The 15,413-nt window shown below is 69.5% G+C and carries 16 protein-coding genes and 1 tRNA gene; 12 read left to right on the plus strand and 5 right to left on the minus strand.

Annotated elements, in window-relative coordinates; genetic code table 11:
• Positions 1-108: 108 nt before the first annotated feature.
• The 6 genes from OHA11_RS22570 to OHA11_RS22595 all read left to right on the plus strand — a co-directional run bounded on the left by OHA11_RS22570 (position 109) and on the right by OHA11_RS22595 (position 4,263).
• Positions 109-417, plus strand: coding sequence for a hypothetical protein (locus tag OHA11_RS22570; RefSeq protein ID WP_266499047.1), 309 nt, complete (start codon positions 109-111; stop codon positions 415-417).
• A gap of 11 nt (positions 418-428) precedes the next feature.
• Entirely contained in the window at positions 429-755 is a 327-nt protein-coding gene (locus OHA11_RS22575; protein ID WP_266499049.1) for a hypothetical protein, read from the plus strand.
• Between the two features lie 91 nt (positions 756-846).
• Positions 847-1,584, plus strand: a complete 738-nt coding sequence (locus tag OHA11_RS22580; protein ID WP_266499051.1) for a DNA methylase — start codon at positions 847-849, stop codon at positions 1,582-1,584.
• On the plus strand, positions 1,581-2,459 hold the full coding sequence (locus tag OHA11_RS22585; RefSeq protein WP_266499053.1) for a bifunctional DNA primase/polymerase: 879 nt from the start codon (positions 1,581-1,583) through the stop codon (positions 2,457-2,459). Before OHA11_RS22580 ends, OHA11_RS22585 begins: the two co-directional genes overlap by 4 nt.
• Positions 2,456-2,875: a hypothetical protein gene (locus tag OHA11_RS22590; RefSeq protein ID WP_266499055.1), complete on the plus strand. Its 420-nt coding sequence runs from the start codon at positions 2,456-2,458 to the stop codon at positions 2,873-2,875. The genes OHA11_RS22585 and OHA11_RS22590 overlap by 4 nt, the downstream gene beginning before the upstream one ends.
• On the plus strand, positions 2,872-4,263 hold the full coding sequence (locus OHA11_RS22595) for a phage/plasmid primase, P4 family (protein WP_266499056.1): 1,392 nt from the start codon (positions 2,872-2,874) through the stop codon (positions 4,261-4,263). The genes OHA11_RS22590 and OHA11_RS22595 overlap by 4 nt, the downstream gene beginning before the upstream one ends.
• 260 nt (positions 4,264-4,523) lie before the next feature.
• On the opposite strand, the gene OHA11_RS22600 is transcribed toward OHA11_RS22595, so the two are convergent.
• Complete coding sequence (locus tag OHA11_RS22600) at positions 4,524-4,931, minus strand: hypothetical protein (protein WP_266499058.1); 408 nt, start codon at positions 4,929-4,931, stop codon at positions 4,524-4,526.
• Positions 4,932-5,047: 116 nt separating this feature from the next.
• On the opposite strand from OHA11_RS22600, the gene OHA11_RS22605 reads away from it, so the two are divergent.
• Both OHA11_RS22605 and OHA11_RS22610 read left to right on the plus strand, forming a co-directional pair.
• Entirely contained in the window at positions 5,048-5,236 is a 189-nt protein-coding gene (locus OHA11_RS22605; protein WP_266499060.1) for an AlpA family transcriptional regulator, read from the plus strand.
• A 71-nt stretch (positions 5,237-5,307) separates the two neighbouring features.
• The gene (locus tag OHA11_RS22610) at positions 5,308-6,699 is read left to right on the plus strand and encodes a site-specific integrase (protein ID WP_266499061.1); all 1,392 of its coding nucleotides are present in this window, start codon (positions 5,308-5,310) and stop codon (positions 6,697-6,699) included.
• 153 nt (positions 6,700-6,852) lie between these two features.
• Here OHA11_RS22610 and OHA11_RS22615 read toward each other — a convergent pair.
• Positions 6,853-6,939: transfer RNA gene (locus tag OHA11_RS22615), tRNA-Ser, on the minus strand.
• A gap of 41 nt (positions 6,940-6,980) precedes the next feature.
• On the minus strand, positions 6,981-8,477 hold the full coding sequence (locus OHA11_RS22620; protein WP_266499063.1) for a S1C family serine protease: 1,497 nt from the start codon (positions 8,475-8,477) through the stop codon (positions 6,981-6,983).
• A 280-nt stretch (positions 8,478-8,757) separates the two neighbouring features.
• On the opposite strand from OHA11_RS22620, the gene OHA11_RS22625 reads away from it, so the two are divergent.
• The 3 genes from OHA11_RS22625 to OHA11_RS22635 all read left to right on the plus strand — a co-directional run bounded on the left by OHA11_RS22625 (position 8,758) and on the right by OHA11_RS22635 (position 11,757).
• Positions 8,758-9,570: a glycerophosphodiester phosphodiesterase gene (locus OHA11_RS22625; RefSeq protein ID WP_266499064.1), complete on the plus strand. Its 813-nt coding sequence runs from the start codon at positions 8,758-8,760 to the stop codon at positions 9,568-9,570.
• Positions 9,571-9,710: 140 nt separating this feature from the next.
• Positions 9,711-10,340, plus strand: coding sequence for an ATP-binding protein (locus tag OHA11_RS22630; RefSeq protein ID WP_266499065.1), 630 nt, complete (start codon positions 9,711-9,713; stop codon positions 10,338-10,340).
• 451 nt (positions 10,341-10,791) lie between these two features.
• Complete coding sequence (locus OHA11_RS22635; protein WP_266499066.1) at positions 10,792-11,757, plus strand: DUF5926 family protein; 966 nt, start codon at positions 10,792-10,794, stop codon at positions 11,755-11,757.
• A 243-nt stretch (positions 11,758-12,000) separates the two neighbouring features.
• On the opposite strand, the gene OHA11_RS22640 is transcribed toward OHA11_RS22635, so the two are convergent.
• Both OHA11_RS22640 and OHA11_RS22645 read right to left on the minus strand, forming a co-directional pair.
• Positions 12,001-12,621 (minus strand): hypothetical protein, encoded by a 621-nt coding sequence (locus tag OHA11_RS22640; RefSeq protein WP_266499068.1) that lies wholly within the window; start codon positions 12,619-12,621, stop codon positions 12,001-12,003.
• Positions 12,622-12,756: 135 nt separating this feature from the next.
• Positions 12,757-13,422, minus strand: coding sequence for a bifunctional DNA primase/polymerase (locus OHA11_RS22645; protein WP_266499069.1), 666 nt, complete (start codon positions 13,420-13,422; stop codon positions 12,757-12,759).
• Positions 13,423-13,895: 473 nt separating this feature from the next.
• On the opposite strand from OHA11_RS22645, the gene OHA11_RS22650 reads away from it, so the two are divergent.
• A complete protein-coding gene (locus tag OHA11_RS22650; RefSeq protein WP_266499072.1) occupies positions 13,896-15,407 on the plus strand; it encodes a PP2C family protein-serine/threonine phosphatase in 1,512 nt (503 codons plus the stop codon).
• The last annotated feature ends 6 nt before the right edge of the window (positions 15,408-15,413 follow it).

Consider the following 15,413-nt stretch of genomic DNA (forward strand, 5'->3'; position numbering starts at 1 on the left):
TCAGGGAGTCAGGGAGGACCGCAGGTCAGCACCCCTGAAACCCCCTCCACAGCACTCCCCACAGGGGGTGCTTCCGCCTCCCTGCCCCAACCACAGATGGGATTCCGGATGAGCCACCGTGACCCGCCGGGGATCATCGCCCCGCACATCCCCGCCGACGACTGGCGCCGCGCCGAAGCCACCGGAGCACCGGTCGTCATCGTCGTGCAGACCACCGACCGGACCGGCCGGCCGCTGCGCCACTACCTGTACCCGCTCGCCGTCGCGGGCGCGGCAACGATGGGCGTCTTCGGCCTCGTGGCCGCGTTCTTCGCCCTGCTCGACTTCGCCTCCCAGACCGCCGCCACCGTCGGCGGTGCGGCTGGCTCGCTCGGCATCGGCGGCATCACCCTGCGACTCGCCCGCCCCACCAAGTAGCGAAGGAAGCCATGTTCGCGATCCATGTCACCTGCCCGACGCCGGAGCAGGCGTACGCCAATGCCCCGAGCATCCTCAGCGAGATCGGATGGACGGCCCGCACCCTGGCCGCCCTGGAGTGCTTCACCGCGCTGGACCGGGAGTTCTACCTGCGCAAGGCCGCGCTGCTCGACCGCATCGCGCTCCTGGACGAGCCCGACACCCCCGGCGACGTCACCGACACGGCCGTTGCGGCGGCTGTGTTCCTGATGGACATCGACCAGCCGGGCGTGACCTGCGACCCGCGCGACTACGTCCGACAGCAGTACGCCCTCAACCTCACCACCTACGACCAGTAGCTACGCCAAGGGCGGCCCCCTCATCTCGCCAAAGGTTCCGGGGCCGCCCTTGTCCAGCCAGCGCCTATCAAGGAACTGGAGATCTCCCAGCATGACGCAACCCATCGTCATCCGGCGAGTGCCGGACACCTTCCGACCCTTCCGGGTCCTGGACGCCTGTTGCTGCATCGGCGGCGGCACCGAGGGATACCGGCGCGCGTTCGGCCCCTCCTGCCACATCACCGGTGTGGACATCGAGCCCCAACCCGACTACCGGGGCGACGCCTTCCACCAGGGCGACGCCATCGAGTACATCCGCGCCCACGGCCACGAGTACGACTTCATCCACATCTCCCCGCCCTGCCAGGGCGAGGGCGCCCCCACCAAGGGCACCAACGCCGCCCGCAACAAGGCGATCGGCCGCACCTACCCCCGGCTCATCGTCCCCGCCCGCGCCGCGTTGGAGACCACGGGCCAGCCGTACGTGATCGAGAACGTGCCCGGCTCCGAGGTCCGCAAGGACATCCGCCTGTGCGGCGAACAGTTCGGCCTCGCCGTGCTCATGCACCGCTACTTCGAACTCGGCAACTGGACCACTATGCAGCCGGCCCACCCCCAGCACAGGGGCAGGGTGCGCGGTTGGCGCCACGGCGAGTACCACGACGGGCCGTACGTGGCCGCCTACGGCAAGGGCGGCGGCAAGGCCACCGTGGAAGAGATCCGCGCGGCCAAGGGCATCGACTGGTCCACCGACCACTTCCGCCTGAGGGAGGCCCTGCCGCCCGCCTACACCCAGTGGATCGGCGCCGCCTATCTCGCGTCCCTCGCCCCCGCGTTGGAGGCGGCATGACCGTGCTGCCCGATCAGCTGCGAACCGCCCTCAGTCTCGCGGCCACCGGTGTGCCGCCGCTGCCCCTCCGGGTGGGGAAGGTGCCGTTCGGGAACTGCCGCACGTGCGCCGATGGTGCCTGCGGTGGCCGGCCGAACATGCGCAACGCGGGCCCCTGCCAGTGCACGGCCCCGTGTCACGCATGGGCCGCCGCCACCACCGACCCGAACGTTCTCGCCTCGCCCGCATGGGCGGCGGCGTGGCGTCAAGCCGTGGCGGTCGCCTACCACCCCGGCGGAGCCGGGGTGACCGTGGTCGACCTCGACAACGCGGACGCCCTCGCATGGGCCCGCGAGACCCTGCCCGCCACCCGCACCGTGCCGACCACACGCGGCGAGCACTGGCTCTACCGGGGCGCGATGCAATCGGCCAACGCAGTCCGGCCCGGCGTGGACGTCAAGTCGTCGATGCAGTACGTCCGTTGGCTCGGCTCCGGCACCGGCCGTATCGCGTCCCTGCCGGACTGTGTCCGCGCGTTGGTCGTGAAGGAAGAGACCACCCCCGCCCGGGGCCAGGTGGTCTCTTCTCTCCCCGGGCGCGCCACTTGGGACCGCACGGTTGCCACGGGGTGCCGCCACACGGAGCGGTTCGTCCGCGCCGGCCTGGAACGCGGCCTCACCCTCGTACGTAGCCGTACCGAATCCGGTGCCGGGTCGCAGGCGTTCGGGGTGGCACGGTTCGTCGCCGTCCAGCACGAACGCTGCCCCGGTCCCTGCGGGTTGCCTGTGATTGGGGAGGAGATCGTGGCCGCCGCCGTCCTGGTCGGCGTCCCCGAGCCCTACGCCCGACGCGCCGTCACCAACGGCCTCCAGACGGCTCAGGGGCGTGCGGCATGACCAAACCATCAGATAACCCCACGAACGCTCCCCAGGGCGCCGCACAGGGCCCGCCACGGCCGTACGTGGGCGAATCGAAGGTCGCCGCCCGTCAGGGCGTCCTTTCAGTCCTTCCTCGCTCGAAGCGCTTCCCGACCAGCCAGGGACGCGGCAACGACGGTGACCCCACACCGGATCGGCCCGGTATCCGCATCTACGCCCCACCCGTCTACCGCTCCCACGACGACGGGGCCCGCTGGTCCAAACGACACGGTGACACCCCGAACGCCGCCTACGCCTGCACCTGCGGTCGCACCCGCACGGCCACCGGCCCCCGCGCCGTGTCCGCCCTGGTCGCCGACTACGACGGCCACAAGGACGCCTGCCCCGGCACACCTGCCCCGCTCTCACTCCTGGAAGGGAGGACCGCCGCATGACCGAGACCGAGGAACTCCCCCCGCCCACCAACCCCCTGGCCGTGGCCCGCCGGCTGCTGCCCGACTGGCAGACACAGGACGGACGGCTGCTCTTCCGGCGCTGGCGTGCCTCGTGGATGCGGTGGAACGGCTCCTGCTGGCGCGAGGCGGAGGAAGCCCAGATCCGCAAGGCCATGTACACCCGCCTCGAACACACCATCTACCGCGCCCCCGGCAAGGACGGGCAGAGCGAGGAACGCGACTGGGCACCCACCAAACAGAAGATCGGCAACCTGCTCGACGCCCTCGGCTCCATCACCCTGCTGCCCACCGACACCGACGCCCCCGCCTGGGTCGACGACCAGGGCGACACCGGACGCGACGAAGGCCCCATCGTGGCCTGCGAGAACGGGCTACTACGGATCCGGGACCGGGCACTGTTGCCGCACGGACCGGAGTTCTTCAACATCGTCTCCGTACCGTTCGCCTACGACCCCGACGCGAGCGCACCCACCTGGCACAACTTCCTCGCGCAGATCTGGCACGACGACCCCGACGCCATCGCAGCACTTCAGGAATGGTTCGGCTACGTGCTGTCCGGGCGCACCGACCAGCAGAAGATCCTGCTCATCGTCGGCCCGTCGCGCTCCGGAAAGGGCACCATCGCCCGCGTCATGAAAGCGCTGGTCGGCAAAGAGAATCTGGCCGGCCCGACCCTGGCCGGCCTGGGAACGAACTTCGGTCTGTCCACCCTGATCGGCAAATCGCTGGCGATCATCTCGGACGCCCGACTGTCCGGCAACGACAACACCCAGGTCGTCGAACGGCTGTTGACGATCTCCGGTGACGACACGATCGACATCGACCGCAAGTACCGCGAACCCTGGACTGGCCGTGTCCCCTCGCGGCTGATGATCCTGTCCAACGAACTGCCGCACTTCGGCGACTCATCAGGCGTCATCGCCAACCGATTCGTCCTGCTCAGCACCCGGATGTCGTGGCTCGGCAAGGAAGATCCCACCCTCACCGACCGGCTCACCGCGGAGATGCCCGGCATCCTCAACTGGGCCCTGGACGGCCTCGCCCGTCTCCAGCGCAACGGACGGATCACCGAGCCACCCTCCAGCCGCGAGGCAATCACCACCATCCGGGACACCGCCTCACCCACCAGCGCATTCATCCGCGAACGCTGCACCACCGGACCCACATGCAGCGTCCCCGTGGACGCACTGTGGACGGTCTGGCGCGAGTGGGCCGAAGACAACGGCGTCCGCGCCGGCACCAAGCAAGTCTTCGGCCGCAACCTACTCTCCGTCGTCCCCCAGCTCGCCCTCACCCGCCCCCGCGACGGTGAAAGCCGGGTACGCACCTACACCGGGGTCACACTCTGCGCCGTCGACCAGAGCTAGTTCCACAATCCGCCGGGTCGCGGACCATCGCGGACCACCCCTCATGACCTGCGGATTACGCCAACCCGCAGAGCGGACCATCGCGGACCGGCCAAAGCCTCGTGGTCCGCGATGGTCCGCACAGCCACTCCACCAAAACCGCAGGTCAAACAAGGTGGTCCGCGATGGTCCGCGACCCACAGCATTGTTAGCCCCACCGATTGGCACTACGAGTGGCCACCTGCCTCAAACCCGTCGACGACCCCGGTGGCCGAGCGGCCTTACTGCTTCTCGACAGCCTTGGCGATCAACTGGCCCAGCGCTGATTGGCCCTGGTCAAGCTCGGTAAGCAAACAGCCCAAGCTCGCCGAGCTGACGACCGGCATCCACTTGGCGAGAAGATCCATCGCGTCCGGCAACGTGGCGGCGTACACCACCTCGCTCGACACATTCGATGACAGATCGATCAGGTAGTTCGACGGCCCCCGATACAGATGGATGGTCACGTAGTTCGAATCCGGGTCCCCAGACCCGAAAAATTCCTTGTATCCGGCTTCAGAGACTGCCTTGTCCCAGTCCCCCTCACCCGTTATCGGGGACGGAATCCGCGTCCACTCTCCGTCGCGGTACAGAAGGTCCTGGTCGTCCGATCCATCTGCGCCCCCAGGGGCCGCTAACGCTTCAGTCATGGCGCCTATCGGACACCCCTGCACCTGTCCTCCGCAAGCGTGGACGCGACCCACAGATTGGGACGCCAACCACACCCCGCCCCGCCCTCTCCTCACACCGAGAAGGAGTCACCGCCTTGGCCCGCCCTCAGAAGCTCAAGCTCAATGAAGTCCTCGCAGAGATCCGCATGAGCCGCGCCGCGTTCTACCGCATGCGCGCCCGTGGCCAGGCCCCCCGCCTCCAGAAGCTCCCGAACGGCGAGATCCGCGTGAACCGCGCCGACTTGGACGCGTGGTGGGCGAGCTGCGACCAGCGCGCCGCCTGAATCGACGCCGCACCATCCGAACGCCCGTTGAGGGGACCGCTTTGGCGGTCCCCTCCGTCATGAGGTGATCAATGAAGAGCCACAACGTGCGGATCTGGGGTATCCGTCGCCGCGACAGCAAGTCGGCGCCCTTCCAGGTGCGTTGGACCGTGGCGGGCAAGGTCTGCCAAGAGCCCTTTGCTACCAAGACCCTCGCGGACGCCCGTCGTTCGAAACTCGTCACCGCAGTTGGCGCCGGTGAGGCATTCGACGTCGCAACGGGGCTCCCCGCCTCGGAGCTGCGGGAGGCGACGTCCCCGACCTGGTACGAACACGCTTGTGCGTACGCGCTTATGAAGTGGCCCAACGCGTCCGCTAAGCATCGCGCTGGCATCGCCGAGGCTCTGACTGCTCTGACGGTCGCGCTCGTATCCACCTCCCGCGGGGCACCGGATTCAGCCGTCCTGCGCCGCGCTCTTCAGGGATGGGCGTTCAGGGCCACGCTCGGGGACGACGGGGAGCATCAGGCACTTAAGGATGCCGATCGGGACGTTCCGCGCGAGATCCGTAGTGCCCTGGACTGGGTGGCCGGCGCCTCGTTGAAGGTGGTCGACGTAGCCGAGTCGGACAACATCCGCCGGGCCCTGACTGCTCTGTCCAAGCGGCTGGACGGGAAGCGTGCGGCGGACAACACGATGAGGCGTAAGCGCATGGTGTTCAGCAACGCCATGCGGTACGCGGTCGAGCGGGAGGTGCTTCCTGCGAACCCCTTGGGACGAATCGACTGGGCGGCGCCGGACACCACGGATGAGGTGGATTTTCAGTACGTGCCGGACCCGCAGCAGACGCGACGGCTGATCGACGCTGTACGGGATGCCGACGTGCGCGGCCCACATCTGCACGCGTTCTTTGGCTGCCTCTACTACGCCGCGATGCGCCCGTCCGAAGTGGCTTCGCTCATGCGGCGGAACTGCAAGCTCCCTGCTGAGGGTTGGGGGGAGTTAGTACTCACGCAGAGTCGACCAGAGGTCGGGAAGGGGTGGACCGACGATGGCCGCTCGTTCGACGAACGAGGGTTGAAGCGGCGGGCGCGTAAGGCCACACGTCCCGTGCCGATCCCGCCCACGCTGGTCGCGATGCTCCGCACTCACTTGGACCGGTTCGGTACGGCGGCGGATGGTCGGCTCTTCCGTGCGCCCCGTGGGGGTCGTATCGGGTCCAACGAGTACACCGACCTGTGGCAACAGGCCCGAAAGGCTGCCCTCACACCCGAGGAAGCTGCCACCCCGCTCGCGGACGTCCCGTACTCGCTCCGGCACGCCGGGGTCTCGCTGTGGATCAAAGCGGGTGTCGATCCGGTGGAAGTCGCGCGGCGTGCCGGTCACAGTCCGGCGGTCCTGTGGCGGTTTTACGCGAAGATCCTTCGCGGCCAACAGACGGTGTCGAACCAGATGATTGATGCCGCGCTGGCCGATGGCGCCTGACCAGGGCTTATGGCACCTGCCTCTTGGCCACAGGTTGGCCGCACGCACTGGTCAAGGGTGGGACAACCCGACTCAGGGTGAGACAGGCTGAACACAGAAGGGGTGCCTCTCACTGAGAGGCACCCCTTCTGACCTGCACGCTTCTGACCTGCGCGGTGGGTGTGGGATTTGAACCCACGGTCACATCGCTGCGACGACGGTTTTCAAGACCGTTCCCTTAGGCCGCTCGGGCAACCCACCCCGCGCCGCTGAGAGATCGGCGCGGGGACAAGAGTAACGGGTCAGCTGTCGCCCTCGCGCTGGCCCAGGGTGACGTTGGCGGTCTGCTGCTTGCCGTCGCGGGTGTAGGTGAGTTTGACGGTGTCGCCGGGCTGGTGGGTCCAGATCTCGCCGATGAGGGTGGGGCCGCTGTCGATCACCCGGTCGTCGAGCTTGGTGATGACGTCGCCGGGCTTGAGGCCGGCCTTCGCCGCGGGGCCGTTCGGCGTGACCGCGTCGGAGCCGCTCGCACCCTGCTCGGTGATCTTTGCGCCGCCCGTGCCCTCCTCCAGGGCGACCGAGGCGCCGATCACCGGATAGACGGGTTTGCCCGTCTTGATCAGCTGCTGGGCGACGGCCTTCGCCTGGTTGATCGGGATCGCGAAGCCCAGGCCGATGGAACCGGACTGGCTGGTGCCGCCCATGCCGCCACTGCTGGACTGGATGGCGGAGTTGATGCCGATGACCGAGCCGTTCGCGTCCAGGAGCGGGCCGCCGGAGTTGCCCGGGTTGATCGAGGCGTCCGTCTGCAGGGCGCTCATGTACGAGGCCTTGCTCTGGCCACTGCCGTCGCTGGAGGCCACCGGGCGGTTCTTGGCGCTGATGATGCCCGTGGTCACCGTGTTCGACAGACCGAAGGGCGCGCCGATCGCGATCGTCGAGTCACCGACCGCGACCTTGTCGGAATTGCCGAGGGGCAGCGGCTTGAGGCCGTTCGGCGCGTTCTTGAGCTTGATGACCGCGACGTCGTAGCCCTGGGCGTGGCCGACCACCTCGGCCTCGTACTTCTTGCCGTTCGAGAAGGTCGCCGAGAGCTTGCCGCTGTCGACCGCCTCCGCCACCACGTGGTTGTTGGTGAGGATGTGACCCTGCGTGTCGAAGACGAAGCCGGTGCCCGTACCGCCCTCGCCATTGCTCCCCTCGGCCTCGATGGTGACCGTGCTCGGCAGCGCCGTGGCGGCCACGCTCGCGACCGTGCCCGGGTCACGCTTGAGGTCGCCGCCGCTCTGGGAGGCGGCAACCGTCGTGGAGGCCGTGGTGTTGTCGTTCCGGTCGGCCGCCCAGTAGCCGAAGCCACCGCCCACCCCGCCCGCCACCAGTGCGGCCACCAGAATCGCTGCGACCAGACCGCCGCGTCCGCCGGACTTCGACGTGGGCGCCGGCTGCTGGTACGAGGAACCCCAGGCATCCCCCGAGCCGCCCTCACCCCCGCTCGCGTACGAGGGCGTGGCGGGTGGAGGAGGCGGCCAGGCACCCGCTTCCGGGGCGGGGCCCGCGCCCGCGGGCGCCCCGGAGGGAACCGGGGGCAACGAGGCCGTCGGCGCGCCTTCTTGGGGCGTGGCCGCCTCGTGGGAGTAAGCCGACCCCTGGGACTGAGTCGTGCCCTGATAGGGGTCCACGGGGCCCGCTCCCTGTGGCACCCCCTGCTCCGGAGGCGCGGAAGCAGCGGGAGTGTCCACCGGCACGGGAGGTGCAGACGGGGCCGGGGGTACCTCAGTGCCCTCGTTCTCGGTGCTCACAGCTCTTCCTCTCGGTCCACGGCTGTTCGTTCAGGTCGCACACGGTCATGTTCGCTCGCGCGTGTTCATGGCTCCACTCGCGTGTGTTCAGGAACCGGCACGATTCCAGCTGTGCATGTGCTTTTGTATGCCGTCAGCTTTTCCCACGGGACGTCAGGGCGCCATAAGCGGCACCTGTGACTCCGGGATCTTCATTTATATCGGACAGGTCTGACAAAACCATCGAGCGCACGGCGCCACCGCTCTCACGCCTACCCACTGACGATGGCACCATGACGCGGTGACCCACGCACGACAGCACCAGATCCAGGTCGTCGCCCACCGTGGAGCCTCCGAAGAGGCCCCGGAGCACACCCTGGCCGCGTACGAGAAGGCGATCGAGGACGGGGCCGACGCCCTGGAGTGCGATGTACGGCTGACCGCGGACGGACATCTCGTCTGTGTCCACGACCGCCGCGTCAACCGCACCTCCAACGGCCGCGGCGCCGTCTCCGCCCTGGAACTCGCCGACCTCGCCGCCCTGGACTTCGGCTCCTGGAAGAACCGCGACGAGGCGCCCGACTGGGAGCAGCAACGGCCCCCGTCCTGGGAGCAGCAGTCCGTCCTCACCCTGGAAAGACTGCTCGAACTCGTCGCCGACGCCGACCGCCCCGTACGGCTCGCCATCGAGACGAAGCACCCCACGCGCTGGGCGGGCCAGGTCGAGGAGCGCCTGCTGGTCCTCCTGAAGCGTTTCGGCCTGGACGCCCCGCCCTCGGCCGCCGAGTCCCCCGTACGCGTCATGAGTTTCTCGGCGCGCTCGCTGCACCACGTCCGGGCGGCGTCCCCGACGCTGCCGACGGTCTATCTGCTGCAGTTCGTCTCGCCCCGGCTGCGCGACGGACGGCTGCCCGCCGGTGTCCGGATCGCGGGCCCCTCGATGCGCATCGTGCGCAATCACCCCGCGTACATCGAGCGTCTGAAGCGGGCTGGGCATCAGGTTCACGTATGGACGGTGAACGAGCCCGAGGACGTCGATCTCTGCGTCGAGCTGGGCGTCGACGCCATCATCACCAACCGCCCGCGCGCGGTGCGCCACCAACTGGGCCGCTGACCTCAACCCTCCGAGGTCCCCCGCGGGACCGTCCGGGTTCCCCCGCGCACAGACCTCGCACGTCAGCCGCACCGTCGAATTCAGGCCATGCGATTACAGGGAGTGCTCCGGCGCGTTCAGTCCGTATTCGATCGTTAAGAGTGCGTCACCGTACGTGCATTGGCCGGTTTCCAGTCCAGCCCAGAGGGGCATCCACACCGTGGCGTGGGGCAAAGGAGGTCTCGGGGGTGGCGTTGGTGGTGGCACAGGAGGTGCCCACGTCGTCGAGCATGGCCGTATCCCATGGCCCTGCGGGCGTGGGGGAAGCAAGACACCGGATGCGGGCTCAGCTGCGCACCGGCGGTGTGGCGGAAACGGTCATCGACGATGCCGTACTGATCCTTTCCGAACTACTGAGCAACGCTTGCCGACACGGCAGGCCATTGGGTGACGCCCTGGCGGGGGACGGCGACGTCCGGGCCGCCTGGCGCGTCGAACAGACCGGCAGGCTCACGGTCGAGGTGACGGACGGCGGTGGTCCGACCCGTCCGGTTCCGGCCACTCCTTCGGTCACGGCGCGCGGCGGCCGCGGGCTGAACATCATCACGGCGCTCGCCGACGACTGGGGCGTCCGGGACGACGCCCGCGGTGAGGTCACGGTGTGGGTGGTCGTGCACAAGGACGCCGTTGCCGGGCACCGCCGCGACGACTTCGCCGCGCGCGTCACGGGCCCGTCGGTGTCCGCGATACCCGACCTGAACTTCGCGGACGCTTTCGACGACCTGGACTGAGAACGGACTGAGCCCAGAGCAACCTCGACCGAGCACGACCTGAGCCCAGGACGACCTGGACCGAGCGCGACCAGAGCCCAGCCGGAATGGCCTGGGCCAGGCACCACCAGGGCCCGGAATGGCCTGGACCGAGCGCGACCAGAAAACAGAACGGCCTGGACGGCTTGGAGCGGGCGCGGCCCAAGCCCAGGACCATGTGAGCGCAGGACTGTCCGGCCAAGAACCGGCCGCCGGGGACGACCTGGACCGAAGCAGCACGAAGCAGCACGAAGCACACGGAAGCACCGGTTCGAGGACGAACCGCAGCGCTGGTTCCGGGACGAACCGAAGCCGAACCGAAGCACCGCTTCCGGGACGACTCGGCACGTTGTCCACAGGGTCCCGTGGGTCCTCGTACGAGCGGCTAGGCTCGCGCCCGTACGAGTCGAGCCGTAACCGGGAGACATCCACGATGGCCAAGAAGCGACCCCAGACGAAGGCCAAGCAGCCTCAGCTGACGGATGGAGAGATCCCGGTCGTCGGGGCACGCGAGCCGTGCCCCTGCGGCAGCGGCCGCCGCTACAAGGCGTGTCACGGACGCGCCGCCGCGCACGCCGTGACCGAGCTGGTGCACCGCCCCTTCGAGGCGCTGGCGGGCGAGGCCGACTGGGTCGCGCTGCGCGAGCTCGTGCCCGCGGCCACCGTAGAGCTGCACCTGAAGGAGCCGCTCCCGGAGGGCGTCCCGTCGATCACGCTCGCGACGGTGCTGCCGATGGCCTGGCCCGCGCTGCGCCGTGACGACGGCTCGGTGCTGATCGGCCTGCAGAACGACACCGCGTCCGGTGACATCAGCCGCGACCTGGCCGACACGCTCCAGCGGGCGCTCATCGCGGAGCCGGGCAGTCCGGTCCAGGGCCGCCGCGCCCCGGCTGACGGACCGCGGCTGCAGGACCTCCTCGACCCCGAAGGCGCGTTCGAGCCAGTTGTGCACGCGGGCTTCGAATTCTGGGTTCCGGACGCGCAGAACGCGACCACGGAGGTGACCGCCTCCCTGGAACGGGCCAACGCCGCCGCCATCCCGACCGTGAAGCTCGCGGGCGTCGACGCGGCGTACTGGTGCGAAACGCCCGACAAGAACCATCTGCGCTGGGTCATGCCGTACCCGGAGGAGCAGCTTCTGGACGCGCTCGCCCGGCTGCACGCCGCGGGCCGGTCGAGCCTCGGGGAAGGCACCCGCCTCGTGGGCTCCTTCCGTGCCCACGGCCTCACGGTGCCGGTCTGGGACCTGCCGACCGGCGTCTCGGCGGAGGACGTCGAGAAGCCGGCGGCCGAGTTCGCCGAGCGGCTCACCGCCGCGCTGGCCTCGGACGCGCCGCTCACCGGGGACGAGCGACGGGCGCGCGGCGGCCTCACCAACCGACAGGTCACCCTCAGCTGAGACACAGCGGACACTCAAGCCGGACTGACCGACCAGTCAGCTGGCCGACAGGGCCGTGAACCAGGTGACTCCTGTCACAACTCCCGGTCCTGACAAGGAAATCGGTGTCCGAATAGCCGAGATCGAATTTGCGAACCGCCGATCTCTTGTTACCGTTTCATTAGCCCGGTTGCTGGTGCATCCCCCGTCGCCAGCAACCGGGTCTTTCTGTTTCCGGATTCGGACCCCCTGTCGGCGGAAGCCTCAACGCCCGGTCTGCGCAGGTGAGTTGCTCCCCGCGCGCAACAGCAGCGGCCCGTCGGCCCCCTCCGCGAACTCCACGACCGCCGTGTACGCCCGCACGTCCCCCGTCGTGCGCTGCCGCGGTGTCTCACACACCCCCGGCTCGTCGTCCGCGCCCACGGCGCAGTGCATCCGTACGGTGCGGTCCGCGGGCCCCATGAGGGTCAGTACGGACGTGAGATCGTCTCCGGTCGCGTTGCGGTAGTACGTACGCGCCCAGGTGTCGCGCCCCTGCGTCAGCACGCAGGTCTGGGCCTCGATGCCGTCGGGGGAAGCGAGTTCGGGACCGCAGCGGGCGGCGGTGGCGATGCCCAGGCCGAGCGTCAGGGGGCTTCTGGAGGGCGTGGGACGCGACTCGGGCGCCCCCGCCCCCGCGTCGGCGCGACCGACCGCGGCAGGCGCGTCGTCGGAATCACGGGCGCCCGAGGCACGTACGGCGTCATCGGGCGCTCGGGACCTGTCATCAGACGCTCGGGAGCCGCCATCGGACGCTCGGGAGCGGTCATCGGAGGTACGCGCGGTCGCGGGATCCGGGTCGCCCACGGGTCCCGCGGAGGCCACGGCCAGCGGCAGCGCGGCCATGAGCGCCACGGCGCCCGCCAACGCCAGCGGGCGAAATCTTCGAGGGCCTGGGGATCGTCGTCCCCCGGAGTGACGCAGCATGAAAGGAACATAACGAGCGAGGGCGGGCGCGCGGTTCGCCGCGCGCCCGGTTCCCTACAACTCGGGTGCGCTCACACCCGTACGGGTGAGGGCCTCCACCACGGCGTCCACGACGGCCTCGACATCGGGCACCCAGGGGGCGGCCGAGCCGGGCAGCGGAGCCCGCTCCCAGCGCAGCTGGCCCTGGCCGGTCTCGGACGGGGGCAGCGCCACGTAGCCGCCCTCTCCGTGGAAGCGCAGCGAGCCCGGCACGTGGTCCTGGGCGTAGAGCAACTCGCCCAGCTGCTCCAGGGAGTACGGCTTCACGAGCAGCGCCCAGCGCGTCGGGGACGCGATCACGGGGCCGAGGCGCATCCCCATGTGGTCGAGCGCGAGGAGCGCGCGGGAAGCGGCGAGCGCCGGCAGGCTCACCGCGCAGGGGGCTTTGTCCCCTGTGGCCAGGATGATCGGCGCCGTCGGCCTGTTCGTCCACCACCAGCGCACCATCCGCTCGTCGGTGGTGGCCGCGAGCAGGCCGGGGTCGAAGGGATGGGCACCGGGCACCGTGCATTCCGGGTCGGGACACGCGCATCGGCCCCGCCCCTGCGGGTCCGCCGCCACTCCCGGGAGTACGGGCCACTGCCATGCGGTCGCGAAGGTCAGGGCCGCGCCGAGCATCTCAGGCCGTCCGCCGTTTCGTTTGGACAGGAGCCTGCGTCGCCTTCCGAGGATCTCGCGCATGAGCGCTCGTTCCTTTCCGTTGCACGCCTGGCAACACCGAGGACCACATCACACCATGTGTCGATCACTTCACTGTGCGTACCTACTGGCGCATCACACCCCCGTCCGAGACAAGGGGAACCCCTTATGGGCCGAGCGTTTGGCTGCGTCCGCGTCCATACTGCGTCTGGCAAAAGCATGGGCATGGCGTGGGGTGGCGGCGCCTGGCGTTTGCCGTCCCGCGTATTTCTCGCCGCCTCCGCCACGGGAGGATGGGGCACGGTCGTCGGTGGTTAAGACGCCCGGGTCCGTCGCCAGGTTCCGGGACGAGCCCAACCACCCCTGGCCTTCACCGAGTACGTACCCATCACGACCGCTGTGACGCTCCGTCGAACAAGGCCAGTCGACCTCAATAAGCCGGGCTTCGAGTCGGTTTTAAGCCAACTTTGCTTTTCCGCAACGGTCCCACGGACACCAGGAATCCCAGCAGGACAATGCTGGACATCCCCTTACGAGTGCGTGTACATGTGGAGACACTGCTAGCGGCGCAGAATGACATGGGGGTTTGCGATGCTATCGAGCAAAACGCACCGGTCGGAAAGCCGGACGCCATGAACGCCCCTCACCTCCCGAAAGTGGCCGGAATCGATTCAACGGTTCCATCGCCCGCACACACTGTCGCGCCCGCACCTGCCGCCCCGGACACCTCTTCGGCCGTCTCTCCACACGCTCCCGGAGCCGTTCTCCAGGACAGACTCGCAGGTTGGGTCTCCGATCTCACGACTCTGCACGAGCTGACCGAGCGCCTCGCCCACACCGGCGCACTGCCCAACGCACTGCAGGAACTGCTGCGCGCCGGAGCCGCCCTCGTGGGCGCCCGGCGCGGTCTCGTGGTCCTGGAACCGGGAGACGGACTCGGCCCCGACACCACCATCGGCCTGGGTCTGGCCCGCGCCGATCTCGGTCACATCGAGACCGTCCCGCGCAGCGCCATGTCGTACGGGAAGATCCTCGACGGACTCCCGGGGGGCGAGGGCGAGATCGCCCAGCCCGATCTCCTCTCCGAGGACGGCCTCGACCCGCGCCACCGCGAGGTCGCCGCCCGCCTCGGCTACGCCGCGAGCTACGCGCTCCCCCTGTCCACGGAGGCGTCGGGCCGCCTGGGCGCCGCCGTGTGGCTGTACGACGAGCCGGCCGAGCCCGTCGAGCGCCAGCGGCACCTGGTCGGGCTGTACGCGCGCTACGCGGCCGAGCACCTGGCCCGGCTGGTGGAACTGCACCGCACGCGCGCGTGCATGGCGACCATCTCCGAGGAACTGCTCCCCTCGCGGCTGCCCCGGGTCTCCGGCGTCCAGCTCGCCGCCCGCCACCGCACGGGGCCGCGCGGCGGCGGCGACTGGTACGACGCGCTCCCGCTGCCCGACGCCGCGCTCGGCCTCGCGGTCGGGTCCGTCACCGGGTCGGGTCCCAGCGCGGTCGCCGCAATGGGACGGCTGAGGGCCTCCCTGAGGGCGTACGCGGTGATGGAGGGCGAGGACCCGGTCGCCGTCCTGTCCGACCTCGAACTGCTGCTGCGGCTGACCGAGCCCGCCCGTTCCGCCACCGCCCTGTTCGCGTACTGCGAGCCCGCGCTGCGCAAGATCACACTCGCCGGGGCCGGGCACAGCCCGCCGCTGGTGATCGGCGAGCGGCGCACCGAGTACGTGGAGACGTCGCTGTCGGCGCCCCTGGGGATGCTCGCCTGCTGGGAGGCACCGAGCGTGGAGTTCCAGGCGGAGCCCGGAGAGACGGTTCTGCTGTACACGGACGGGCTGCTGCACCGCACCGGCGACCCCATGGACCGTGCTTTCGCGCGGCTGCACGCGGCCGCCGCGTCCGTGCCCAGGACATTGCGCACGGACCCGGGCGCGGTCGCCGATCACGTCCTACGGAGTGTGCTGCCGGACGGCCTCGACGTCGCCGACAGCGACGAGGACGTGGTCCTCCTGGCGGCACGCTTCGAGTGAGCGTCC

Source organism: Streptomyces sp. NBC_00878 (assembly GCF_026341515.1).
Classification (GTDB): Bacteria; Actinomycetota; Actinomycetes; order Streptomycetales; family Streptomycetaceae; genus Streptomyces.

What these genes read in the sequence shown, in the direction of transcription:
- OHA11_RS22570 (WP_266499047.1), top strand. Translation starts at nt 109, where the DNA reads ATGAGCCACCGTGACCCGCCGGGGATCATCGCCCCGCACATCCCCGCC.
- OHA11_RS22575 (WP_266499049.1), top strand. Translation starts at nt 429, where the DNA reads ATGTTCGCGATCCATGTCACCTGCCCGACGCCGGAGCAGGCGTACGCC.
- OHA11_RS22580 (WP_266499051.1), top strand. Translation starts at nt 847, where the DNA reads ATGACGCAACCCATCGTCATCCGGCGAGTGCCGGACACCTTCCGACCC.
- OHA11_RS22585 (WP_266499053.1), top strand. Translation starts at nt 1,581, where the DNA reads ATGACCGTGCTGCCCGATCAGCTGCGAACCGCCCTCAGTCTCGCGGCC.
- OHA11_RS22590 (WP_266499055.1), top strand. Translation starts at nt 2,456, where the DNA reads ATGACCAAACCATCAGATAACCCCACGAACGCTCCCCAGGGCGCCGCA.
- OHA11_RS22595 (WP_266499056.1), top strand. Translation starts at nt 2,872, where the DNA reads ATGACCGAGACCGAGGAACTCCCCCCGCCCACCAACCCCCTGGCCGTG.
- OHA11_RS22600 (WP_266499058.1), bottom strand. Translation starts at nt 4,931, where the DNA reads ATGACTGAAGCGTTAGCGGCCCCTGGGGGCGCAGATGGATCGGACGAC.
- OHA11_RS22610 (WP_266499061.1), top strand. Translation starts at nt 5,308, where the DNA reads ATGAAGAGCCACAACGTGCGGATCTGGGGTATCCGTCGCCGCGACAGC.
- OHA11_RS22635 (WP_266499066.1), top strand. Translation starts at nt 10,792, where the DNA reads ATGGCCAAGAAGCGACCCCAGACGAAGGCCAAGCAGCCTCAGCTGACG.
- OHA11_RS22640 (WP_266499068.1), bottom strand. Translation starts at nt 12,621, where the DNA reads ATGGCCGCGCTGCCGCTGGCCGTGGCCTCCGCGGGACCCGTGGGCGAC.
- OHA11_RS22645 (WP_266499069.1), bottom strand. Translation starts at nt 13,422, where the DNA reads ATGCGCGAGATCCTCGGAAGGCGACGCAGGCTCCTGTCCAAACGAAAC.
- OHA11_RS22650 (WP_266499072.1), top strand. Translation starts at nt 13,896, where the DNA reads ATGCTGGACATCCCCTTACGAGTGCGTGTACATGTGGAGACACTGCTA.